The organism is Tabrizicola flagellatus, from assembly GCF_046295235.1.
GTDB lineage: Bacteria > Pseudomonadota > Alphaproteobacteria > Rhodobacterales > Rhodobacteraceae > Tabrizicola > Tabrizicola flagellata_A.
The window spans coordinates 13,330-35,619 of record NZ_JBKBLV010000006.1; the positions used below are offsets into that span (position 1 = coordinate 13,330).

Sequence of the window (22,290 nt, forward strand, 5' to 3'; positions counted from 1 at the left end):
GCCCCCAAGGACGCGAGGAGGAGGCGAAGGCCGACGACGACACGAGGAGTCTCCGCGCGTCAGCGCTCCTTCAGTAAACCGCCCCGCCCGGCGCTGCCTTCACCCGATCAGCGCCTTGACCCGTGCGGTGAAATCCTCGCCGCGCTTCTCGAAGTTCGGATACTGGTCGAAGCTCGCCGCCGCCGGGGCGAGGAGCACGACCTCTCCCGCCTGCGCCTCTTCGGCCGCGCGGGCCACGGCACGCTCCATCGTCTCGCAGATCTCGTGCGGGGTCTGCCCGATCTGCAAGGCGAAGTCGCGGGCGGAATGGCCGATGAGATAGGCCTTCACCACCGATCCCAGATGCGGCGCGAGCGCGGCGATGCCCCCCTCCTTGCCCAGCCCCCCGGCGATCCAGCGGATCCTCGGGAAGGCCTGCAACGCCTTGGCGGCGCTGTCCACGTTCGTGGCCTTCGAGTCGTTCACGAACCGCACCCCGCCGCGTTCGTCCACCAGCTGGCTGCGATGCGGCAGGCCCGCGAAGGAGTGCAACGCCCCCTCGATCAGCTTCGGAGCGATGCCGAGCGAGCGGCACGCCGCATAGGCCGCGCAGGCGTTCTGGTGGTTGTGCGCCCCCGGCAGGCCCTTGACCTCGCGCAGATCGATGGAGGCCACCTGCCGCCCCTTGCGCCATTCCGCCAGGAACCCCTTCCGGGCAAAGACCGACCAGCCGAAGCCTTCCAGCTTCTGCCCCGACGAAACCCGGATCACCCGGTCGTCCCCCGGCCCCTGCGCAAGTGCGCCGGCAAGATAGCGCCCCTCGACCTCGTCCACGCCCACCACGGCCCGGTCCGGCCCACCCATCGTGAAGAGCCGCGCCTTCGCCGCGAAATAGCCGCCCATCCCGCCGTGCCGGTCCAGGTGATCGGGCGAGAGGTTGGTGAAAACCGCCACATCGGGCGTAAGCGCCCGGGCAAGCTCGGTCTGGTAGGAGGACAGTTCCAGCACCACCACCTCGCCGTCGCCAAGCGGGTCAATCGACAGCACGCCCTTGCCTGTGTTGCCCGCCATCTGCGTGGGCTTCCCTGCCACTTGCAGGATATGATGGATCAGCGCCGTCGTCGTCGACTTGCCGTTCGAGCCGGTGATGGCAATGACGCGGGGGGGAGTCTCGAAATCGTCCCAGGCGGGGGTAGCGTAACTGGCGAAGAACAGGCCGATGTCGTTGTCGACCGGGATGCCCATCTCCAGCGCGCGGGCGATGATCCTGTTGGGCTGGGGGTAGAGGTGGGGGATGCCGGGCGAGGTGATCAGCGCGGCGACTCCGTCCAGCGCCGAGTGCCGGGTCAGATCGCTGAGGCTGTGGCCCGCCGCTTCGGCCTTGGCGCGGGCTTCGGGGCTGTCGTCCCACAGAAGCGGAGTGGCGCCCCCGGCGGCCAGGGCCTCGGCGGTGGCAAGGCCCGAGCGGCCGAGGCCGAGGACGGCCACCTTCTGGCCCTTGTAGCCGGTAACGGGGATCATGGGTGCCCTCCTTGCGTTCGGGGCAAGGGATAGGGGAGCGGGCGGGAGGCTGCAAGGGATTTGGACCCTTCCCACGGAGGAGAGGGGGTATGATGTAATAATTTCAACATGTTGGATAGGAGATCAGGGGCAGGATCTTATCGGCTGGCAGGACAGCTTGGCCTGCCAAACATCAAACCGGATCAGAGCAGGCGGTTCGGACTGGCACGGGAGGATTCCGCTTCCGTTGTCGCTTGGACCGCAGGCACTGCCTGCATAGAGGTCCCATGATCCCCAAAGGCCTCGTAGGTATAGGGTCGGAGCATTTGCAGGCGCAAATGCCGTTCGAGCAAATCGCCATCCAGATCGAGATCGGCCATTTCGGCACTGAGCTCCTGCAACACCCCTAGAGGCGAGATCAGGCGAATGAGCAAGGGGATGATCCAGACGAAGACAGGCGAAAAGGCCGGGGCATCCTTCGGATCAGGAAAATGATCGACAAGCCGGAAGAAGGCAGGACTGAAGGCCACCGGGTCCAGATCAAGGGTATGCGACCTTCCCTCTGGCTGAGGGGAATGCTGGTCCCCGTTTTCCGGCCCGTCCGCATGACGCAACGCAAATTCCGGGTCCGCCATTTCAATGACGCTGATCGGACGGGATGTCCGGAAATGGGAGATCACCGGCAGAAACCTGCCAAGGCACGCGCCCAGCGCCTCGGGGCTATCCGCGCCATTGGGCGGACCGGGCTGCGCCGCGCCCGCCCTAAGCCTGTCGGCGGATTGTTCGAGGCTTCTCAGCCGTTTGAAAAAGCCGCCCTCGGGCAACCGTGCTCTGGACAGGACAGCATCGGCGCAGTCTTTCGTCCGGGTGAAGGCAAGTGGTTCAAACCGGGGGAAAAGGTCGGGCAGATCGCTGATGGAGGCATAGCCTCTGGCCCGCAGGTCCGGGGTCGGCCAACGTGCAAATCCGTCGAACTGAGGATGCGCCGGTCGCGCAAGATGGGATGGCTAAGCCGCGTAAGGTCCGGCCAGCAATTCGTCGAAGCGACGCGACAGCACGCGGTGCATGAGACCCGAGCGGGGCGAGGACGCATCCTTGCAAAAGGCGTCGAAGGCCTGCCGGGCCTGATCAAGAGCCGAGTGCAGATCGGCCGAAGCCCGGTCCATGGCAAAGTGCTCGGCCATGAAGTCCCGATACCATTGCCAATGGGGAAAACGGCCATGCGCGACACCCGAGCGGCGATCGTGCTCAAAATCCTGGCGATCGAATCCGGGGATGTCGTAGAGGACCTCGCCAAGAAAGTCGTCGGCGTCGTCGGCGAGCGCGATCTCTTCGGGCAAGTCTGGCTCGGGGTCGACCCCGTAGTCCTTGCGGAAAGCCTCGATCATCGCGGTTTTTCGGCGGTCCAGAACCAGTTTCAAACCGTCCGAAACCTGCCCGGTGGCCGCATACTCGTGAAAAAGACGTGCGAACGTGAGATGCGATCCTGCAAACGCAACCTTCCGCATCGCAAGGAGAGCATCCCGAAGCCTGTCCTGAAGGGCGTTCGCCTCTTCCACCAGCGCGGGCACCTCGGGCAGGTAGATATCGAGCAGCGCGATTGTCCGGTCCTTGTCGGAGGACTGAACGCGCCGCAGGGCCAGCACGAGCGCCACGGACGAGGCGACAGCCGAAATGGCAAGACCGAGCGTGGATTGAACCAGCGGATAGGCCGCGGATTCACCGCTGGACAGCGGCACATCGGAGAAAAGGCGCAGCCAGAGCAAGACAGCGGCAAACAGAACCGATACCAGGACGATGGCCAACAGGAGAATGGCCGCATAGACCATCAGCCTGCGTTTGTGCCGCGTTCGTTATCGCACCTTCAGCGTGGCCAGCCCGATCATCGCCAGGATCAGGCTGATGATCCAGAACCTGATCACGATCTGCGGCTCGGCCCAGCCCTTCTTCTCGAAATGGTGGTGGATCGGCGCCATGAGGAAAATGCGCTTCTTGGTGCGCTTGTAATAGAGCACCTGGATGATGACCGACAGCGCCTCGACCACGAAGAGGCCGCCGACGATGGCCAGCACGATCTCGTGCTTGGTGCAGACCGCGATCGCGCCCAGCGCGCCTCCCAGGGCCAGCGACCCGGTGTCGCCCATGAACACCGCGGCCGGCGGGGCGTTGTACCACAGGAACCCCAGCCCCCCGCCGCAAAGGGCGGCGGTAAAGACCAGCAGTTCCGAGGTGCCGGGCACATAATGCACGTCGAGATACTGGGTGAAGTCCACCCGCCCCACGGCATAGGCGATGATGCCCAGCGTCGCGGCGGCGATCATCACCGGCATGATGGCCAGCCCGTCCAGACCGTCGGTCAGGTTCACCGCATTGGCGGCACCCACGATGACGATCATCCCGAAGGGCACGAAGAAGATCCCGAGGTTCACGAGCGCATTCTTGAAGAAGGGGAAGGCCAGTTCGTTGGTCAGCTCCGCCGGGTGGAACATCGCCGCCGCATAGGCCGCCAGTGCCGCGATCAGAAGGCCCAGGCCCATCCGCACCTTGCCGGAGACGCCCTTGGTATTCTGCTTCGTCACCTTGGCATAATCGTCGGCAAAGCCGATCAGGCCGAAGCCCATCGTCACCAGGATCACGATCCAGACGAACGGATTGTCAAGCCGCGCCCAGAGCAGCGTCGAGAACATCAGCGCCGACAGGATCAGGAGGCCCCCCATCGTCGGCGTGCCCGCCTTGGAGAAGTGGCTCTGCGGCCCGTCGTCGCGGATCGGCTGGCCCTTGCCCTGCTTGCGGCGCAGAAGGTCGATCAGCGGCCGTCCGAACAGGAACCCGAACAGCAGCGCGGTCACGAAAGCCCCGCCCGCGCGGACGGTGATGTAGCGGAACAGGTTCAGCACCCCACCGCCATCGGAAAACTCGGCAAGCCAGTAGAACATTTACTCGGTCCCTTCCTTCGGGCTGGCGGCCTGCCCCATTTTTCGCAGGGCGTCAACGACCAGACTGACTTTCGACCCCTTCGAGCCCTTGACCAGAAGGATGTCGCCCGCGTCGATCAGGCTGCGGGCGCGCGGGGCGAGTTCCGCCGCCGTCTCCACCCATTCCCCACGCTGCGCGCGCGGCAGGGCGGCATGCAGCGCCCGCATCCGCGGCCCGACGCAATGGATCACGCTGACCGCCGACAGACCCGGATGCCGGGCGATGGCCGCGTGCAGTTCGCCCTCCGTCGGGCCCAGTTCCAGCATGTCGCCCAGGATCGCGATGCGCCGCCCGCCGCCGACCCGGCCGATCCCGTCGGTGGGTTTCGCCGCGATCAGCACGTCCAGCGCGGCGGCCATCGACGCCGGGTTGGCGTTGAAGGCATCGTCGATCAGGTCGAAGAAGGTTTCTTCCACGATGTCGAGCACGATCCGTTCCCGCTGGCCCCGACCCGAGGGCGGCGCCCAGCGGCCAAGGTCATGCGCCGCGATCATCAGGTCCGCCCCCAGCGCCTCAGCCGCCGCCAGCGCGGCCAGCGCGTTCAACGCGAAGTGCCGCCCCGGGGAGGATACCTTGAACAGCAGCGGCTGCCCGGCCCCTTCGCCGCGCCGGACGCTTGCCCGGCAGACCGTCGCCTCGTCGCACAGCCGCGCCTCGGTCAGCCGCCAGTCCGCGCCCTCGCCTTCGCCGAAGCTGACCGCGCGTGCGCCCACCGCCCGCGCCTTGTCGCGCAGGATCGGCGTGGTGGCGATGTCGGCGTTGTAAAGCGCCACTCCGCCCGGCCTGAGGCCGTCGAAGATCGAGGCCTTCTCATGCGCGATGCCCTCGATGCTGTCGAAGGCCTCCAGATGCGCGGGGGCGACCGTGGTGACCATCGCCGCGTCGAGATCGGCCAGCCGGGCCAAGGGCGCGATCTCTCCGGGGTGGTTCATCCCGATCTCGATGACCGCATATTCCGTGTCGGCGGGCATCCGCGCCAGCGTCAGGGGCACGCCCCAGTGGTTGTTGTAACTCGCCTCGGCGGCATGTGTCCTGCCCTGCCCCGACAGGATTGCCCGCAGCATCTCCTTGGTCGAGGTCTTGCCGACCGAGCCGGTGACCCCCACTACCTTCGCCTGCGTCCGCGCCCGCGCCGCCGCGCCAAGCGCCGCCAAAGCTGCCAGAACGTCGGGCACGATCAGGAGCGGCGCGCCCTCGTCCACGCCCTCGGGGAGGCGGCTGACCATGGCCGCCGCCGCCCCCTTCTCCAGCGCCTGGGCCACGAAGTCATGCCCGTCGCGCACGTCCTTCAGTGCGACGAACAAATCGCCCGGCTGCAGGGTCCGCGTGTCGATCGACACGCCCGAGACCTGCCAGTCCCGCGTCACACGCCCGCCCGTGGCCCGCGCGGCCGCCTCCGAGGTCCAGAGCGTCATGCGTCCTCTCCTGACATCTGCCCGGCCGGGCGCTTCCCTCCCCCCTCGTGGGGGAGGGAGAGGGAGGGGGGGCTCGCCAAGGCGCACGAACGCCGCGCTTCGGCCCTCCAACAAGGCCGTTCGCCGGCCCCCCATCCCCTCCCCACCAGCGGGAGGGGAGGCGCGCTGATCTGCGGCCGGCTCATATCACACCATCCAGCGCGGCCACCGCCACGCTGGCCTGTTCCACGTCGTCGAAGGGATAGACATCCGTCCCCACGATCTGCCCGCTTTCATGCCCCTTGCCGGCGATCAGCAGCGCATCGCCCGGTTGCAGCGCATCGACCGCGCGCAGGATCGCCTCGGCGCGGTCGCCGACATCGTGCGCCTCGGGGCAGGCCGCAAGGATCGCGGCGCGGATCGCGGCGGGGTCCTCGGTGCGGGGGTTGTCGTCGGTGACGTAAAGCACATCGGCGAACTTCCGCGCCGCCGCGCCCATCAGGGGGCGCTTGCTCCGGTCGCGGTCGCCGCCCGCGCCGAAGACGATGACGATGCGCCCCATCACATGCGGGCGCAGCGCGCGCAGCGCCGTCTCGATCGCGTCCGGCGTATGGGCATAGTCCACATAGACCGCCGCCCCGTTCCGGCGCGTCGCGGCCAGCTGCATCCGCCCCCGCACGCCGGTCAGCCGGGGCAGGACGCCCAGCACCGCCTCGGGTGCCTCTCCCGCCGCGATGGCAAGGCCCGCCGCCACCGCCACGTTTTCGGCCTGAAACGCCCCGATCAGCCCCAGCCGCGTCTGGAACGCGCGGCCCTGCCAGAGATAGCGCACCTCCTGCCCCGTGGCGTCGGGGCGCGTGGCGGCGATCTGGAGATCCGCCCCCTGCCCCTTGCCCACCGTCAGCACCCGCAGGCCGCGGGCCAGCGCCAGTTCCGCCATCTCGGACCCCATCGCCCCGTCAAGGTTGATGACCGCCACCCCGTCATCCGGCAGAAGCCGGGTGAAAAGTTGCGCCTTGGCGGCGAAATAGGCCTCCATCGTGCCGTGATAGTCCAGGTGATCCTGCGTCAGGTTGGTGAAGCCCGCCGCCTTCAGCCGCACTCCGTCCAGCCGCCGCTGGTCGATGCCGTGGCTGGAGGCCTCCATGGCCGCATGGGTCACGCCCCCCTGCGCCGCTGCCGCCAGCAGCTTCTGAAGCGTCACCGGATCGGGCGTCGTATGCCCGGATGGCGCCGTCCAGGCGCCCTCGATCCCGGTGGTGCCGATGTTGATCGCCTCGCGGCCCAGCGCCGCCCATATCTGCCGGGTAAAGGTGGCGACCGAGGTCTTTCCATTGGTCCCCGTCACCGCGACCACCGTCTCGGGCTGGGCCCCGAACCAGAGGGCCGCGGCACAGGCCAGGGCCGCGCGCGGATCCTCGGCCACGACCAGCGCCACGTCGCTTTCGGCCAGCACCTCGGCCGCCATGCGTGCGCCTTCCGCATCGGTCAGCACCGCCGCCGCGCCCTGGTCCAGCACGGCCGGAATGAACTTCGCCCCATGCACCGCCGTCCCCGGCAGAGCCGCGAACAGCATCCCCGGACGCACCTGCCGGCTGTCCGCCGTCAGCCCCGACAGCGCGGGGTCGCGCCCGGCCCGGGCGGTCAACCCGAGGTCGGAAAGCCGTGTCGCGCGCGCTGTCATGTCCTGCTCCCGTCAGTTGCTGGCGGCAGTTACCGCATCCAGCGCGACAGGTTCAAGCTTGGGCCTGAGCCCCATCAGAGGCGCGACGCGGCGGATGATCTCGGCCGCGACCGGCACCGCTGTCCAGCCCGCCGTGCGCCGGGTCTCGGACAGCGAGGTGTCCTGGGGTTCGTCCAGGGTGACGATCAGCACATATTGCGGGTTCGAGGCCGGGAAGATCGAGGCGAAGGTGTTTACCACCTTGTCCTTGTAATAGCCGCCCGTGCGCTTGGGCTTGTCGGCCGTTCCGGTCTTGCCCGCGACCTCGTAGCCCGGGACCTCGCCAAGGCTCGCTGTGCCCTCGGTCACTACCCGGCGCAGCATGGCGACCGAGTCCTTCGCGGTCTTCTCGCTCATCACCCGGACGCCGGTCGTCGGTCCCTCGCGCTTCAGAAGCGTGGGCTTGATCATCACCCCGCCGTTGGCGATAGCGGCATAGGCGGCGGCCAGATGCATCGGGCTGGCCGACATGCCGTGCCCGTAGGAGGTGGTGATGGTCACGATCTCGGGCCATTTCTTCGGGATCAGCGGCTTGGCGCCCGGGGCCTCGACCAGCTCCACCGGCGTCGGCTCGAAGAAGCCCAGCGACTTGAGGAACGCCTGCTGGCGCAGGGGACCGATCATCAGCGCGATATGCGCCGTGCCCACGTTCGAGGACTTGGCGATCACGTCCGAGACCGACAGCAAGGGCCCGTAGTTCTTGTTCTCGAATTCCTTGATCCGGTGCTTGCCCCAGACCATCGGCGCATTAGCATCGACCATCGTCGAGGGATTGACGAGGCCCAGTTCCATCGCCTGCGCGACGGCGAAGATCTTGAAGGTTGAGCCGAGTTCATAGACGCCCTGCACCGCCCGGTTGAAGAGCGGGCTGTCGCCGGGTTCGGCATCCTTGTCCACCAGCGGATTGGGCCGGTTGTTCGGATCGAAAGTCGGCAACGAGGCCAGCGCCAGGATCTCGCCGGTGCGCGCATCCATCAGGATCGCCGCGGCACCCTTGGCGTTCAGCATGCCCATGCCGGCGGCCAGCACTTCCTCGATCGTGGCCTGAAGGCTCAGGTCGATCGACAGGGTCAGGGGTTTGGTGCCCTGCGCCGGGTCGCGCAGACGCGCGTCCAGCGCCTTCTCGATGCCGGCCACGCCCACCACTTCGGCCGAATGGACGCCCTCGGCCCCGAAAGACGTGCCGCCAAGGACATGCGCGGCCAGCGTCCCGTTCGGATACAGCCGCTTTTCCCGCGGGCCGAACAGCAGCCCCGGATCACCGATCTCGTGTACCGCCTGCATCTGCTCGGGGCTCAGCACCTTGCGGATCCAGACAAAGCTGCGCCCGTCGGTAAAGCGCCGCTCCAGCGCCTTGGCGTCGAGGTCGGGGAAGATCGCTGCCAGCTTCTGTGCCGATCCCTTCGGATCGACCATCACCTTGGGATGGGCATAGAGCGCATGCGTCGTCATGTTCGTCGCCAGCACCCGGCCGTTGCGGTCGGTGATGTCGGCGCGCTGCGCGATGATCTCGGCCCCCGGCGCGCGCGAACGCGGCTCGACCGGCTCGGTCGCCGCCATCAGCCCCATCCGCGCCCCGATCGCGCCGAAGGCCATGACGAAACTCGCGCACAGCACCACCAGCCGGAACTGCGCCCGGCCCCGCGCCTTCTCTCGCAGCGCCTCGTGGCGGATGCGCAGGTTCTCCTTCTCGATCGCGTCGGGGTTCAACCCGTCCTGACGGGCCTGAAGGATGCGGGCCAGCGGGCGAAGTGGAGTGCGCATGGCCTAAAGCCCCTCGTCCGGCAGGGCCAGCGTGCCCTGGATATCGGTGGAAAAGCTGATCTCGGGCAGCTTGGCGCGCGGATAGGCGACCTGCGCGGCGGTGCCGAACTGGCTGGGCTCCATCGGCAAGAGGCCCAGCCGGTCGAAGTTTGCCGTGGCGAGGTTCCGCAGCCGGTCGGGGCGGTTGAGGTAGGCCCATTCCGCCCGCTGCACCGACAATGCCTCGCGCAGGGCGGCGATCTCGCGTTGCAGGGCCTGCACCTCCTTCAGCGCGGCCTGGGTCGCGTAGTTTTCGCGATAGGCCCAGAAACCCAGCGCGATCAGCGCAAGGAAGGACAGGACATACAGCACGGGGCGCATCTAGCGGCGTCCTTTCTTCTGAAACTCGGGCAGGCCCAGATCGGCCGGGGCGATCGCCCGCGCCGGGGCCTGGGTTCGCCGTCCGACCCGAAGCTTGGCCGACCGCGCGCGGGGGTTGCGGGCGATCTCGGCATCGTCCGGGGCCACGGCCTTGCGGGTGACCATCTCGAAGCGCGCCTCGGTGTCGGCGCGGGCCGGGGCATAGCGGTTGGCATTGGCCTCCTGCCCGCTGGCCAGCTGGAAGAACCGCTTCACGATCCGGTCCTCCAGGCTGTGAAAGGTCACCACCGCCAGAAGCCCGCCCGGCTTCAGCGCCCGCTCGGCCGCCATCAGCCCCTCGGCCAGTTCCTCGAACTCGGCGTTCACGGCGATGCGGATCGCCTGGAAGCTGCGCGTCGCCGGGTGGCTCTGCCCCGGCTTCGGGCGCGGCAGGCATTTCGCCACGATCTCGGCCAGCCGGGCGGTGGTGACGATCGGCTCCACCCCGCGCGCGGCGACGATGGCATGGGCGATCCGGCGCGAGGCGCGCTCTTCGCCGTAGTGATAGAGGATGTCGGCCAGCACGGCCTCGGCCGCCGTGTTCACGAGATCGGCGGCACTGTCGCCCGACTGGCTCATCCGCATGTCGAGCGGGCCGTCCTTCATGAAGGAAAAGCCGCGCTCGGCCTGGTCGAGCTGCATCGAGCTGACGCCGAGGTCCAGCACGACGCCATCCAGCGCCTCGCCCGCGAGCTGGTCGAGGTCCGAGAAGGTCCCGGCCACCAGCCGGACCCTGTCGCCATAGGGCGCGGCCCAGTCCGCCGCCATCCGCAGCGCAAGGGGATCGCGGTCCACCCCGATCACCCGCTCTGCCCCCGCGGCCAGAAGCGCGCGCGCATAGCCCCCCGCCCCAAGCGTCCCGTCCAGCCAGACGCCCGCAACCGGCGCGCATTCGCGCAGGATCGCGTCGATCAGGACCGGAACATGGGGATCGGCGGGGCGGTCAGAGGCGGAAGGGCGCGGCAGCGGACCCGGCATGGCCTAGTCCTTCCGCTTGTGCCGCCCGACCAGCGTCAGCGGGTCGATATCGTCATCGTCATCGTCATCGTCGATCGCGCCGAACTCGGCGTCATACACATCGCGGCGGTAGATGCGGAACCGGTTCGACCGTCCGGCAAAGACGACCTCGGACTTCTCGGGCACCTCGCCCGCGAGCCCGATCTTCTCGCGCACGCGCGGAGGCAGGACGATGCGGCCGTCCGGCTCCACCTCGACCATGACCGACCGGGTGATCAGGTTCAGCTCTGCCTTGATCCGCTCGGGCGAGCCGTCCTCCATGGACTCGATGTCCGCGGCCAGCTTCTCGGCGCCGTCCTTGCTGTAGCACTCGACGAAGTTCCGCTTCTTGCCGCCATAGACCATGTAAAGCCGGGGGCGCTGCGAGTTCGAGGCGAGCGGGTCGTCGGCTTGCAGGATGGCCCGGAAGGCGGCCGGGATCGAGACCCGGGCCTTGGCATCTACCTTCTGGTAGATCTCGCCTATGAACCTTTCTGCCATCGCGTTCCGCGACCTTCACCAAAACTTCCAAGCCCTTGCGATGAAAAAGAAAAAGGCGGATCGGGTTGCTGCCACTACCCGATCCGCCGCTGTCCCATCGCTGGGCGTCCAGCTACGCTTGCCACCTGGGGGAGATGCTGCTCGCTCGCGCGCCGGATCTCTGTGCGACGATGAAAGGGGCTGCCTGTATGAAGCTGCCTACGCCTTGGTTCGGGGTCTTGAGCCGCCCCTGCCTTTCACTGCCCATCTCATCGTCGTGACCTCAAGGTGCACGGGATGCGATGGGAAATCAAGGGAAAAGTTGGGAGGAATGGGACATATTTTGTTTCCGCGACACTGGGAAAGCAGCATCTTGTGTCGGCGAAGAAGCGGCTCTGCCTATTTCTAGGCGACGCATCTGCGAAGGCCCTCTACATCTTGTGTTCGTGTCACGCGGGATAACAGTCCCGTGACCGCCCGGGATTTCCCAGATCCGGCCCGCCGGCGCAGCTTTTCCGGGTCTGTCCCGCAGGTTCCCCGAGGCGGAGTCGCCTGGCAACAGCCGTGACAGGCCGTTTCCCATGATTTCCCAAAACTGTGATTCGAAAGACTCAGTGCCCGTCACCGGGGCGACAGCCGGTCGGCGCGGGCCGTCTCAGGCTGCGGGACGGTCGAACGTGAGCCGCAGATAGCGTTCCAGGTGGTCGAAGGCCTCGCGCGCGGGCTCCGCATCGTTTGCGGCCTTAGCCAGGATGATCCCGCCCTGCACCACCACCTGCAACTGGCGGGCGAGGCCTTCCGCCGTCACTCCCGGCACCGGACGGGCCGCCAGCGCCTCGGCCAGGTGCGAGCGGACATGCTCCACGCCGGACTGGATGCTGCGTTCGGCCGCCGCACGGATGGCGGGCGAGGTCTCGTAGGCCTCCTGCACCGTCGTTCCCGCAACGCAGGTGAACTCGGGCAGGGCCTGGTCCAGGATCTCGCGGCGCAGGTCGAGATAGGCGAAGACCCGGTCCAGCGGATCGGGCAGGCTGTTGTAGGGATGCGCCGCGAACATCGCGCCCGTGGTTTCGGTCCAGTCGTCGATCAGCGCGACGCCCAGCGCCTCCTTCGAGGCGAAATGGTGGAAGAAGGCACCCTTCGTCACCCCCGCCGCGGCGCAAAGCTCATCGACCGAGGTCGCGGCAAAGCCCTTGTGACGCACGAGGTTCCGCGCGGCCTCCAGCAGCCGCGCGCGCGCCTCGCCGCGCGGAACGCGGGCGGGTGCGGTCATGCGGTGGAGTCCTGGCTCATGCCTCCTTGTCCCAGAGCGCGGGATCGGGTGTCAACACCGCCCATTTCAAGCCGAAGGGGTCGGCCAGAAGGCCCCACGTATCGCCCCAGAACTGCGGCTCGAAGGGCGCAAGCACGGCGCAGCCCGCTGCGATCGCCCGGTCCCACCAGGCCTGCCCGTCCGGCACCACCAGTTGCAGATGCCCGCGCGGGATCGGATCGGTGCCGCCGACCGCGCCGGACATCATGTCGTTGTCGGTCAGCATCAGCGCGCCGCCGTTGATCTCGACCTGGATGTGTATGAACTGGCCGGGCCTTCCCTCGAAGGGCATCCGGCCGATGTCCTTCGCGCCGAAGGCCTTCATGTAGAAATCGGCGGCTGCGCCTGCCTGTCCCGGCAGGGCCAGATAGGGGATCACCCCTTGCATGACCCGGTCCTCGGGACGGTAGCGCTGGTCGGCGGGGCTGTCGTTCATGGGGCTCTCCTCTCAGAAACTGCCGGCGTGAGGGCACCCGCCCGCTGCCGGCAAAGATGACCGCGGCCGCGGGATCCCGATCTCGGCGCCCGCAGAGCCCGGACGGCCGCAGCCTGCCGGATCTGCTCGCAGGCGCGTGGCGTCCGCATCGCGTCAGGCCACCGCCGCAACGGCAGCCTCGATCGGCGCCAGGTCGATCCGCTTCTGCTTCATCATCTCGGCCATCGCCGCACCTGCCACCCTGGCGTCGCTGTGCAATGTCAGTTCGATCAGCCGCTTCGGGAACACCTGCCAGGACAGGCCGAAGCGGTCCTTCAGCCAGCCGCACGTGCTTTCCTGCCCCCCGTCCGCCGTCAGCGCGTCCCACAGCCGGTCGCTCTCCGCCTGATCCTCCGTCTCGACCGAAATCGACACCGCCTCGGTCAGCTGGAAATGCGGCCAGGCGTCTAGGATCTGATAAGGAACCCCGCCAAGCGAGAAGTCGGTGACCGAGAACCCGCCCATGCCGTTGTCCGCGCCAAAGCTGCGCTGGACCCGGCTGTTCGGGATCAGGCCGCAGTAGAACGCCGCCGCCTCGGGTCCGCGCCCGTCGCGAAACCACAGGCAGGTGCGGATGGAATGGGCCATGGTCTCTCCTCCCCCTGGGCCGAGCCGTCCGGGCGACTCGCCTCGCCTGAGGGAGAATACCGACTAGTTGGTATGCAGACAACGATCAATCGCGCGCGCGGGGTCGATCGCCCGGAATTCTGCGAATACCGGGTCGGAGCCTGCACAGGCTCCGTCACGATTTCTTTGAAGAAATCGGTGGCGCGCCGGTTCAGCCCATCCCGCCCGCGATCAGCCGGTCGGCCAGCGCCAGATAGGGCTGGGCGAGCGGGCTGTCGCTCGCGGCGATGGGCGTGCCGCTGTCGCCGGCCACCCGCACGTCCAGCGCCAGCGGCAACTCGCCCAGGAAGGGCAGGTCCAGCTTCCGCGCCTCGGCCGCGACCCCGCCATGGCCGAAGATGTGGCTCTCATGCCCGCAGTTCGGGCAGATGTAGGTGGACATGTTCTCCACCAGCCCCAGGACCGGGGTCTTCAGCTTCCCGAACATGTCCAGGGCCTTGCGCGCATCCAGCAGCGCCACGTCCTGCGGTGTGCTGACGACGATCGCCCCGGTCAGCTGCGTCCGCTGGCACAGCGTCAGCTGCACGTCCCCCGTCCCCGGCGGCAGGTCGATGATCAGCACATCCAGCTTGCCCCAGGCCACCTGCCCCAGAAGCTGCTGCAAGGCCCCCATCAGCATCGGCCCGCGCCAGACGACCGCCTCGTCCTCCTTCAGCATCAGTCCGATCGACATCATCGTCACCCCATGCGCGACCAGGGGCTCGATGATCTTGCCGTCGGGGCTCGACGGCCGGCGGTTCACGCCCATCATCTTCGGCTGGGAGGGCCCGTAGATGTCAGCGTCCAGCAGCCCGACCCGCCGCCCCCGCCGCGCCAGCGCCACCGCCAGATTCGAGGCCACCGTGGATTTCCCCACGCCCCCCTTGCCGCTTGCCACCGCGATGATCCGGTCGATCCCCGAGATCTTCTGCGGCCCGCCCTGCTGCGGCGTCGGGTGCTGGCCGATCTTCAGGCTGGGCGGCGCCGCCTTCGCCGCCGGCCCGTGCGCCGTCATCACCACCTGCACCGAGGTCACCCCGGGCAGGGCCTTGACCTTCGCCTCCGCCTCGGCCTGCGCCGCACCCAGGCTGCGCGCCTCTTCGGGCGTCGCCGCCTCGATCACGAACCGCACTAGGCCGCCCTCGACCGTCAGCGCACGAATCAGATCCCGCCCCACCAGATCGCCGCCGCCGGGATGCGCGACCCCGCGCAAGACACCCAGCACCTGGTCCCGATCCACCGCCATCGTTTCAACTCCGCTGAAGATTTGCACTAAGGTCGTAGCCTTTCAGCCGAAGGGCAAGCACTGTTGACCAACTGCTCAAATTTTCGGCGAAGACCTTGGTAAATCATGACATTTCCGTGACCTCAGCCATGCACTTGCTGCATGGCAGCATTGCCGAAGGGCGCTATTGTGCATCTGCAGCATGGAGTCCATGTTACCGGCAACAGCGCGACAGAACGTTGCTGACGAACCTGAAGATGAGGCTTGAGTGACATGGCTTATGTGAACAGCACCCCCCTCGCCCGCAAGGGCCTGGCCGACCGCCTGGCTGTCCTGCGCGACGTCGTCCTGACCGCGATCGCCCAGCGCCGCACCTATGCGCGCACCGTGGCCGAGCTGAACGCCCTGACGGACCGCGAGCTGTCGGACCTCGGCATCAGCCGCATCTCGATCCCCGAGATCGCCCGGGAGGCCGCCTACGGCAAGTAAGAATTCGTGAGGTCCCCTCCTCCTCCCTGGGACCAGAGCGATATGCGGCGATGCCCTCCTCCTCCCTGGCATCGCCGCCCCCATCCGGCCGAAAGGCCCACGACGATCGGGTAGCCTATCCTCCTCCCGGGCTGCCTGGTACCTGCGGCGGTGCCCTCCTCCTCCCTGGCGCCGCCGCGCTGACTTCCGGGCCGCAAGGCCCGACCGGATTTCCGGGCCCACTCCTCCTCCCTTGGGCTTCGGGATCCTGCGGCGGTGCCCCTCCTCCTCCCTGGGCACCGCCGCGCAGAATTCCGGGCCTTGGGGCCCGACCGGATTTCCGGGCCCACTCCTCCTCCCTTGGGCTTCGGGATCCTGCGGCGGTGCCCCTCCTCCTCCCTGGGCATCGCCGCGCTGAATTCCGGGCCGCAGGGTCCGAACCGGATCGGACATCCCATCCTCCTCCCGGGATCTCCGATCTTGCGGCGGCTCCCTCTCCTCCTCCCTGGGAGCCGCCGCCTTTCTTCCCTTGCAGCCCCCTACAGGGCGCGGAATAGTCCGCCGGCCGGCTGATACGGCAAGCAGGGGAACTGGATGCGCCTCTCCATGATCTCGGCGGCAACCGTCGCCGCCCTCGTCGGTTATGCCTCCTCGGTGGCGATCCTGCTCTCTGCGGCCATGGCGCTCGGGGCCACCCCGGCCCAGACGGCAAGCTGGCTCCTGGCGATCTGTGTCGGCAAGGCCATCGGCTCGGCCTTCCTGTCCTGGCGGGCCCGGGTGCCGGTCGTGCTGGCCTGGTCCACGCCCGGCGCGGCGCTGATCGCCGCGACCTCGGGCATTTCCTTCGCCGAAGGGGTCGGCGCCTTCGTCGTGGCGGGTCTCCTGATCGCCGCGACCGGGCTGATCCGCCCGCTCGGCGCGCTGGTGGCCCGTATCCCCGATGGCATCGCCGCCGCCATGCTGGCCGGGGTGCTGCTGCCCTTCTGCCTGAAGGGCGCCACCGCCGCCCAAGGCCTGCCCGCCCTCGTCCTGCCGATGGTGGGGGTCTTCCTGGTCGTGCGGTTGTGGAACCCGGCCTTCGCGGTCCTGACCGCCTTCGCGACCGGCATCCTGCTGGCGCTGGCCACCGGGTCCGACCTGACCACCCTGCACCTTGCTGCGCCGGTCCTCGAACCCGTCGTCCCGGCCTTCCGCCTCTCGGTCGTCCTCGGCCTCGGCCTGCCCCTCTATCTCGTGACCATGGCCTCGCAGAACCTGCCCGGCTTCGCCACCCTCCGCGCGGCGGGGTATGAGCCGCCCGTGCAGGCCGCGCTGACCACGACCGGGATCATCTCGACCGTCACAGCCTTCTTCGGCGCGCATACCGTGTCGATGGCCGCGATCACCGCTGCGATCTGCCTCGGCCCCGATGTGCATCCCGATCGCGACCGCCGCTGGATCGTGGGCCTGTTCTACGCCGGGGCCTGGCTGGTCCTGGGCCTGCTCAGCCCCACGGTGCTCGACCTGCTGGCCGCGCTCCCGGCCGAGGTCGTCGCGGCCCTCGTCGCGCTCGCGCTCCTCTCGCCCCTGACCGGCGCCCTGACCGGGGCCTTCGCGCAGGCCGACCAGCGGCTGCCCGCCGCGCTCACCTTGGTGGTGACCGCCTCGGGCATGGCCGCCTTCGGCATCGGCGCCGCCTTCTGGGGGCTGGTCGTCGGACTGGCGGTCTGGGGGCTGGACCGGCTCAAGCCGCGGCGCGCCTGACCGGGTCCGGCCGCGCCGGCCCTTCAGCCGGCAGCGATGGCGATCACCTTGCAGATATTGTCGCGCACGACACGGTTTCCGGCAACCTGCCCCTGCTGGATCGTGAATATCCCCTCGATGGTGGTCTTGCCCCTGGATTCGGTCACGATGAAGCGCAGCGTCTGCGGACGCCCCGATCCGGTCGTCTCCTGCCAGGCAGAAACGACGCCGCCCTCGCGCTTGACGCCCTTGAAGCCTTCGTCCCGCAGGCGTGCGGCGATGCGCTTCGCCGCCGTCGTCCGGTCCAGACCCTTGTAGGTCGCGTGGGACTTGTACTGGATCTGGCTCAACAGAGGCAGACCCTCGACGGTGAAATTCTCCTTGCAGCCCGCAGTCGCGGCGCTTGCCACCAGAAAGGCTGCAAGGGTCGTGGAAAGGATCATACGCATGATTGTCTCCGGTTACCTTCCGGGTTGGTAGCAGGCTTCTCGCCGGCCCTCACGTCCGGTTTCCCGGACCCGAGGGCGCCACCGGGAGAGGTCCTAACAATTTCCTAATGGCCACGGCCAACCCCTTGAAATTCCAGCCATCGCCTCGCTTGTCCACCGTGGACAGAGCCCGCGCGCCCCGCTATTCTCGCCGCCGTCCAACCCCAGGGAGTCCCCCATGCAGACCATGCTCGGAGTGATCGGCGGATCGGGGGTCTACCAGATCGACGGCCTGGAAGGCGCCTCCTGGGTGAAGGTCAGGACCCCCTGGGGCAAGCCCTCGGATGAGGTGCTGGTAGGTCGCCTGAACAGCCTTCCCGTGGCCTTCCTGCCCCGCCACGGCCGGGGCCACGTCCATAGCCCAACCTCGGTCCCCTACCACGCCAACATCGACGCCCTGAAGCGGCTCGGCTGCACGGACATCCTCGCCGTCTCGGCCGTCGGCTCCCTCCGCGAAGAGTTCGAACCCGGCCATTTCGTGCTGGTGGACCAGTATATCGACCGCACCACCCAGCGCGCGCCGTCGTTCTTCGGCCCCGGCTGCGTCGCGCACGTCAGCCTTGCCGACCCGACCTGCCCCCGCCTGGGTGCGCTCGCCGCCCGGGCCGCCCGCGCCGAGGGCCTGACCGTGCACGAGGGTGCGACTTACCTCTCGATGGAAGGCCCGCAGTTCTCCACCCGCGCCGAAAGCCGGATGTATCGCACCTGGGGCGCGGATGTGATCGGGATGACCGGCGTCTCCGAGGCCCGCCTCGCCCGCGAGGCCGAACTCTGCTATGCCTCGCTGGCGATGGTGACAGACTACGACTGCTGGCACGACAGCCACGGCGCGGTGGACGTGGCCCAGGTGATCGCGGTGGTCCAGGCCAACGCCGCTGCCGCCCGCGGCCTGGTGGCGCGCCTGCCCGCCCTGATGAGCCCCGACCGCCAGCCCTGTCCTCATGGCTGCGACCGCGCCCTCGCCCACGCGATCATGACCGCCCCCGACAAGCGCGACCCCGAGCTTCTGGCGAAGCTCGACGCCGTCGCGGGCCGCGTTCTTTGAAGAATCCCCGATGAAGAAGACCATCAAGGACTACATCCGCACCATCGTCGATTTCCCGCACGAAGGCATACTCTTCCGCGACGTGACGACCCTCTTCGCCGATCCGCGCGGGTTCCGGATGTGCGTGGACCAGCTCCTCGCCCCCTATGCCGGCCAGCGGATCGACAAGGTCGCGGGGCTCGAGGCGCGGGGCTTCATCCTGGGCGGGGCAGTGGCCCACCAGCTCTCCACCGGGTTCGTCCCGATCCGCAAGAAGGGCAAGCTGCCGGGTCGGACCATCGCCCAGTCCTACAAGCTGGAATACGGCGAGGCTGTGGTCGAGGTGCATGACGATGCGATGCTGCCCGGGGAGAAGGTGCTGCTTGTCGATGACCTCCTGGCCACCGGCGGCACCGCCGAGGCCGGCATCCGCCTGATCGAGCGCCTCGGCGCCGAGGTCGTCGGCTGCGCCTTCGTCGTGGACCTGCCCGACCTCGGCGGCCGCCGGAAGCTCGAGGCGATGGGCATGGACGTCCACGCGCTGTGCGAGTTCGAAGGACTCTGAGCCCCGGCCCGCAGAAATTCCGGCCCCTCGCGCGCAGGGATGAGCATCCGTTAACCGTCCCGAAAGGGAATCACCCTACAAACGGGTTTGTCAGGGCCACCCACCCTGACCGCGCTGCTACCCACAGCGTGACCCCCACACCCCCCAAAGCACCCCGTCGCAGGTTTCCTGCGGCGGGGATGTTTGCCTTGGAAACCTGTTCACGCCCACCTCGGCACCGCCCATCCTGCGAGGAGGGACGCAGTCACCGACGAGCCCGCCATCAGCCCAGAACCGCCCCCGGGTTCATGATCCCGGCCGGGTCCAGCGCCGCCTTGATCGCCCGCATCGCGGCAAGCTTCCCCGGATCGCCATAGCGCGCGAGGTCCGCCACCTTCAGCCGCCCGACACCGTGTTCGGCCGCCACCGACCCACCAAGGGCATGCACCAGGTCATGCACCACCCGCTTCACCTGGTCGCGGACCCCATCATGCTCGGTCCGCGTGTGGCCCCGCTCCGGGAACACGTTCCAGTGCAGGTTGCCGTCACCCAGGTGCCCGAAGCAGTTGACCCGGAACGCCCCCAACCCCGCAATCGCGCGCGGGGCCTCGACGATGAAGCCCGGGATCGCCGACAGCGGCAGCGAGATGTCGTGGCTCGACACTGCCCCCACCCTGCGGTTCGCCAGGGGGATCGTCTCGCGCAGCGCCCAGATGGCCGCGGCCTGCGCATCCGAGGTCGCAATCACTCCGTCGGCCACCAGCCCGGCCTCCGCCCCGACGGCATACAGCGCGGCCATGGTCGTCTCCGGCTCCATCCCCGCCGGCAGTTCCAGTTCCATCAGCACTTGCCATTCCGGCACTGGATCGACAGGCGGGCGGAGGTCGAACCCCGTCTCCTGAAGGAAGTCGAACCCCATCCGGTGGATCAGCTCGAAGGCCGAGACCATCCCGGCCGCCCGCTCTCCGCAGAGCGCCAGCAGGTCCAGCGCGGCGCGAGGCGAAGGCACCGCCAACAGCGCCACCAGCCGCGCCGCAGGCTGCGGAAACAGCTTCAGACTTGCCGCCGTGATGACCCCCAGCGTGCCCTCGGACCCGATCAGCAGGTGCCGCAGGTCATAGCCCGCATTGTCCTTGCGCAGCCGCGTCAGGCCGTTGAACACCGTGCCGTCCGGCAGAACCGCCTCGAGCCCCAGGCAGAGATCGCGCGCGTTGCCATAGCGCAGCACCCCGGTCCCCCCGGCATTGGCCGCAAGGTTCCCGCCGATGCGGCAGCTTCCTTCCGAGGCCAGCGACAGCGGAAACTGCCGCCCTACCTTCGCCGCCTCGGCCTGCACCTCGGCCAACACCATCCCGGCCTCGACCACCATGGCGTTCTCTTCCGGCCAGACCCCGCGCAGGGCCGTCATCCGTTCCAGCGACAGCAAGAGGGGCGCCGGGCCGGACGCCATGATCTGCCCGCCGACAAGCCCCGTCCCCCCGCTGACCGGAACCACGCCCACCCGGGCCGCCGCGCAGGCCCGCACCAGCGCCGCCACCTCGGCCACGCTCCGTGGCCGCGCCAGCACGCCGGCCTGCCCGGTCCAGCGCCCCCTGGGTTCCTCCAGGTGCCGCGGCTCGGGGGCGGACAGCGTCCCGTCCGGCACCAGCGCGGACAGGCGCGCGACAAAGTCGGGATCGCACGGGTTCAGCATGGGCAAGGCTCCTTGCCCCCTAGGTAGCGCGGGTGGCACCGGGCCGCTAGTCGATATAGGCCGGTTCCAGCACCATCACCGTGGGCACCGAGGGCAAGTCACGCAACGACAGCGCAATCTGCGCGCCTCCGGTCTCGACCACGGTGAACTGGCCCGACATCTCGGCCAGAAAGCTGTCCAGCGAAGTGCGGCTGAACCAGTGCATCGGGATCACCACGCTGGACCGCAGCCGCTTGACCACCCCTGCCATGTCCTCAAGCCGCATCGTGTAGCCCCCATCCACCGGCACCATCACCACGTCCAGCCGCCCGATCGCGGCATACTGCTCATCCGACGGGATCTGGTGCAGGTGGCCCAGATGACCGATGCACAGGCCTGCGGCCTCGAATATGAAGATCGAATTGCCGTCCCGCCGCGCGCCCTCGCCGAAGGGGCCGCGCGTGTCGGTGGTCACGTTGCGCACCAGCATCGTGCCCAGGTCCAGCCGGTGGTCGGCCGCCCCCCCGGCCTCGCCCCAGCCCCGCAGCACGTTCGGGATGCGCGGATCGGGCGCGGCGGTCCAATGCGTTGAATGGGCGTTGTTCATCGTCACCACGTCCGGCACCAGGTCGGCCGTCCCGAGATAACCCGTGTAGTCCGTCACCGCGACCGTCCCGTCCGCCGTGACGATGGCAAAGCTCGCATGGTCGATATAGCGGATCAGGACCGCATTCGGCTCCAGCCCGTCCTGGAGCGCCACCGGCACCACCGAGGCCTCGCCCTGCGCCACCGCGATGCAATGCGACGGGATGCGCTCTTGCCCGAAGGTCGGGCTGGCAATCAGGATCAGGGCGGCAAGCAGTCGCATCGGGCACCTCCTGGTTTTGAACAACGGTAACCCGGATTGCCCCTAGGTCACGCGGGCCCGCAATCACGGATGCGCGATCATCGCGGCCAATGCGGCCAGCGTCCGCAGATTTCGCGCCGTCATCGGTTGCGGCAAGAGATGCGGCAGGCGTTCCGCGAGTTTCGAGGTGCCGTATCCCCCCGGGGTATGCAGCGTGAACCGGCGCGGGCCGACATGCCAGGCGTCCCCGGGCCTGGCCAGCGCGCGCAGGGCCGCCGCGTCGGGTGCAGGTGTCTCGCGCAGGAAGACGACATGGACCCGGGCCGGATCGGCACCGGCAAAGGGATGGTCGGTCAGCGCGGCCTCCAGTTCGGCGGGCGTCAGGACAAAGGCCTCGGGCGCAAAGCCGAACCGGGCGGCCACTGCATCACGGATCGCGGCTTCCAGATCGGCCGCCGTTCGGTCGCTGCAAAAGACCGCGTTGCCGGACTGGATATGTGTCCGAACCGCCCCTAGCCCCATCTCCGCCAGCATGTCGCTGAACTCCGCCATCGGCAGCCGTCCGGCTCCCGAGACGTTCACCCCGCGCAAGAGCGCCACCCGAAGCCTCATGCTTTCACCTGTCTGCAACTATCCCCGACGGAACGCGCGCCACCGGCGCACGGAGGCGAGGCTTTGGCTTGCGCCGCCGGGCGC

22 protein-coding genes are annotated in these 22,290 nt (G+C 68.4%); 4 read left to right on the top strand and 18 right to left on the bottom strand.

The window, feature by feature from the left end; all coding sequences use genetic code 11:
* Positions 1-99: 99 nt before the first annotated feature.
* From murD to ACK4IU_RS03635, 14 genes are all read right to left on the bottom strand, one after another.
* Positions 100-1,500, bottom strand: a complete 1,401-nt coding sequence (gene murD, locus ACK4IU_RS03570; RefSeq protein ID WP_409731753.1) for a UDP-N-acetylmuramoyl-L-alanine--D-glutamate ligase — start codon at positions 1,498-1,500, stop codon at positions 100-102.
* Positions 1,501-1,682: 182 nt separating this feature from the next.
* Positions 1,683-2,303: a hypothetical protein gene (locus ACK4IU_RS03575; RefSeq protein ID WP_409731755.1), complete on the bottom strand. Its 621-nt coding sequence runs from the start codon at positions 2,301-2,303 to the stop codon at positions 1,683-1,685.
* A 183-nt stretch (positions 2,304-2,486) separates the two neighbouring features.
* Entirely contained in the window at positions 2,487-3,308 is an 822-nt protein-coding gene (locus ACK4IU_RS03580; RefSeq protein WP_409731757.1) for a hypothetical protein, read from the bottom strand.
* 24 nt (positions 3,309-3,332) lie between these two features.
* The gene (mraY, locus tag ACK4IU_RS03585) at positions 3,333-4,415 is read right to left on the bottom strand and encodes a phospho-N-acetylmuramoyl-pentapeptide-transferase (RefSeq protein ID WP_149588862.1); all 1,083 of its coding nucleotides are present in this window, start codon (positions 4,413-4,415) and stop codon (positions 3,333-3,335) included.
* A complete protein-coding gene (murF, locus tag ACK4IU_RS03590) occupies positions 4,416-5,870 on the bottom strand; it encodes a UDP-N-acetylmuramoyl-tripeptide--D-alanyl-D-alanine ligase (RefSeq protein WP_409731759.1) in 1,455 nt (484 codons plus the stop codon).
* Between the two features lie 181 nt (positions 5,871-6,051).
* Positions 6,052-7,533 carry a UDP-N-acetylmuramoyl-L-alanyl-D-glutamate--2,6-diaminopimelate ligase gene (locus ACK4IU_RS03595; protein WP_409731761.1) on the bottom strand — a complete coding sequence of 494 codons (1,482 nt, stop codon included), beginning with the start codon at positions 7,531-7,533 and terminating at the stop codon, positions 6,052-6,054.
* 12 nt (positions 7,534-7,545) lie between these two features.
* Entirely contained in the window at positions 7,546-9,336 is a 1,791-nt protein-coding gene (locus ACK4IU_RS03600; protein WP_409731763.1) for a peptidoglycan D,D-transpeptidase FtsI family protein, read from the bottom strand.
* 3 nt (positions 9,337-9,339) lie between these two features.
* A complete protein-coding gene (locus ACK4IU_RS03605) occupies positions 9,340-9,696 on the bottom strand; it encodes a cell division protein FtsL (protein WP_409731765.1) in 357 nt (118 codons plus the stop codon).
* Entirely contained in the window at positions 9,697-10,713 is a 1,017-nt protein-coding gene (gene rsmH / locus ACK4IU_RS03610) for a 16S rRNA (cytosine(1402)-N(4))-methyltransferase RsmH (RefSeq protein ID WP_409731767.1), read from the bottom strand.
* A 3-nt stretch (positions 10,714-10,716) separates the two neighbouring features.
* A complete protein-coding gene (locus tag ACK4IU_RS03615; RefSeq protein WP_409731769.1) occupies positions 10,717-11,232 on the bottom strand; it encodes a division/cell wall cluster transcriptional repressor MraZ in 516 nt (171 codons plus the stop codon).
* 634 nt (positions 11,233-11,866) lie between these two features.
* A complete protein-coding gene (locus tag ACK4IU_RS03620; RefSeq protein ID WP_409731771.1) occupies positions 11,867-12,484 on the bottom strand; it encodes a TetR/AcrR family transcriptional regulator in 618 nt (205 codons plus the stop codon).
* Between the two features lie 16 nt (positions 12,485-12,500).
* A complete protein-coding gene (locus tag ACK4IU_RS03625) occupies positions 12,501-12,959 on the bottom strand; it encodes a VOC family protein (RefSeq protein ID WP_409731773.1) in 459 nt (152 codons plus the stop codon).
* Positions 12,960-13,112: 153 nt separating this feature from the next.
* Positions 13,113-13,586: a VOC family protein gene (locus ACK4IU_RS03630; RefSeq protein ID WP_409731775.1), complete on the bottom strand. Its 474-nt coding sequence runs from the start codon at positions 13,584-13,586 to the stop codon at positions 13,113-13,115.
* 190 nt (positions 13,587-13,776) lie between these two features.
* Positions 13,777-14,850, bottom strand: coding sequence for an Mrp/NBP35 family ATP-binding protein (locus tag ACK4IU_RS03635; RefSeq protein WP_409731777.1), 1,074 nt, complete (start codon positions 14,848-14,850; stop codon positions 13,777-13,779).
* 252 nt (positions 14,851-15,102) lie between these two features.
* On the opposite strand from ACK4IU_RS03635, the gene ACK4IU_RS03640 reads away from it, so the two are divergent.
* Entirely contained in the window at positions 15,103-15,318 is a 216-nt protein-coding gene (locus ACK4IU_RS03640; protein ID WP_409731779.1) for a DUF1127 domain-containing protein, read from the top strand.
* Between the two features lie 573 nt (positions 15,319-15,891).
* Entirely contained in the window at positions 15,892-17,040 is a 1,149-nt protein-coding gene (locus ACK4IU_RS03645; RefSeq protein ID WP_409731781.1) for a benzoate/H(+) symporter BenE family transporter, read from the top strand.
* A 23-nt stretch (positions 17,041-17,063) separates the two neighbouring features.
* Here ACK4IU_RS03645 and ACK4IU_RS03650 read toward each other — a convergent pair whose 3' ends face one another.
* Positions 17,064-17,468, bottom strand: coding sequence for a hypothetical protein (locus ACK4IU_RS03650; protein WP_409731783.1), 405 nt, complete (start codon positions 17,466-17,468; stop codon positions 17,064-17,066).
* A gap of 217 nt (positions 17,469-17,685) precedes the next feature.
* On the opposite strand from ACK4IU_RS03650, the gene ACK4IU_RS03655 reads away from it, so the two are divergent.
* Together ACK4IU_RS03655 and ACK4IU_RS03660 are read left to right on the top strand one after the other, a co-directional pair.
* Positions 17,686-18,552, top strand: a complete 867-nt coding sequence (locus ACK4IU_RS03655) for an S-methyl-5'-thioadenosine phosphorylase (RefSeq protein WP_409731785.1) — start codon at positions 17,686-17,688, stop codon at positions 18,550-18,552.
* A gap of 10 nt (positions 18,553-18,562) precedes the next feature.
* Positions 18,563-19,096 carry an adenine phosphoribosyltransferase gene (locus ACK4IU_RS03660; protein WP_409731787.1) on the top strand — a complete coding sequence of 178 codons (534 nt, stop codon included), beginning with the start codon at positions 18,563-18,565 and terminating at the stop codon, positions 19,094-19,096.
* 262 nt (positions 19,097-19,358) lie between these two features.
* Here the strand turns inward: ACK4IU_RS03660 and ACK4IU_RS03665 are convergent, their stop codons facing one another.
* The 3 genes from ACK4IU_RS03665 to ACK4IU_RS03675 form a co-directional block, all read right to left on the bottom strand.
* Positions 19,359-20,768 (bottom strand): FAD-binding oxidoreductase, encoded by a 1,410-nt coding sequence (locus tag ACK4IU_RS03665; RefSeq protein ID WP_409731789.1) that lies wholly within the window; start codon positions 20,766-20,768, stop codon positions 19,359-19,361.
* 46 nt (positions 20,769-20,814) lie between these two features.
* Complete coding sequence (locus ACK4IU_RS03670; protein WP_409731791.1) at positions 20,815-21,615, bottom strand: MBL fold metallo-hydrolase; 801 nt, start codon at positions 21,613-21,615, stop codon at positions 20,815-20,817.
* Positions 21,616-21,678: 63 nt separating this feature from the next.
* On the bottom strand, positions 21,679-22,206 hold the full coding sequence (locus tag ACK4IU_RS03675; protein WP_409731793.1) for a DUF1697 domain-containing protein: 528 nt from the start codon (positions 22,204-22,206) through the stop codon (positions 21,679-21,681).
* Between the last annotated feature and the right edge of the window lie 84 nt (positions 22,207-22,290).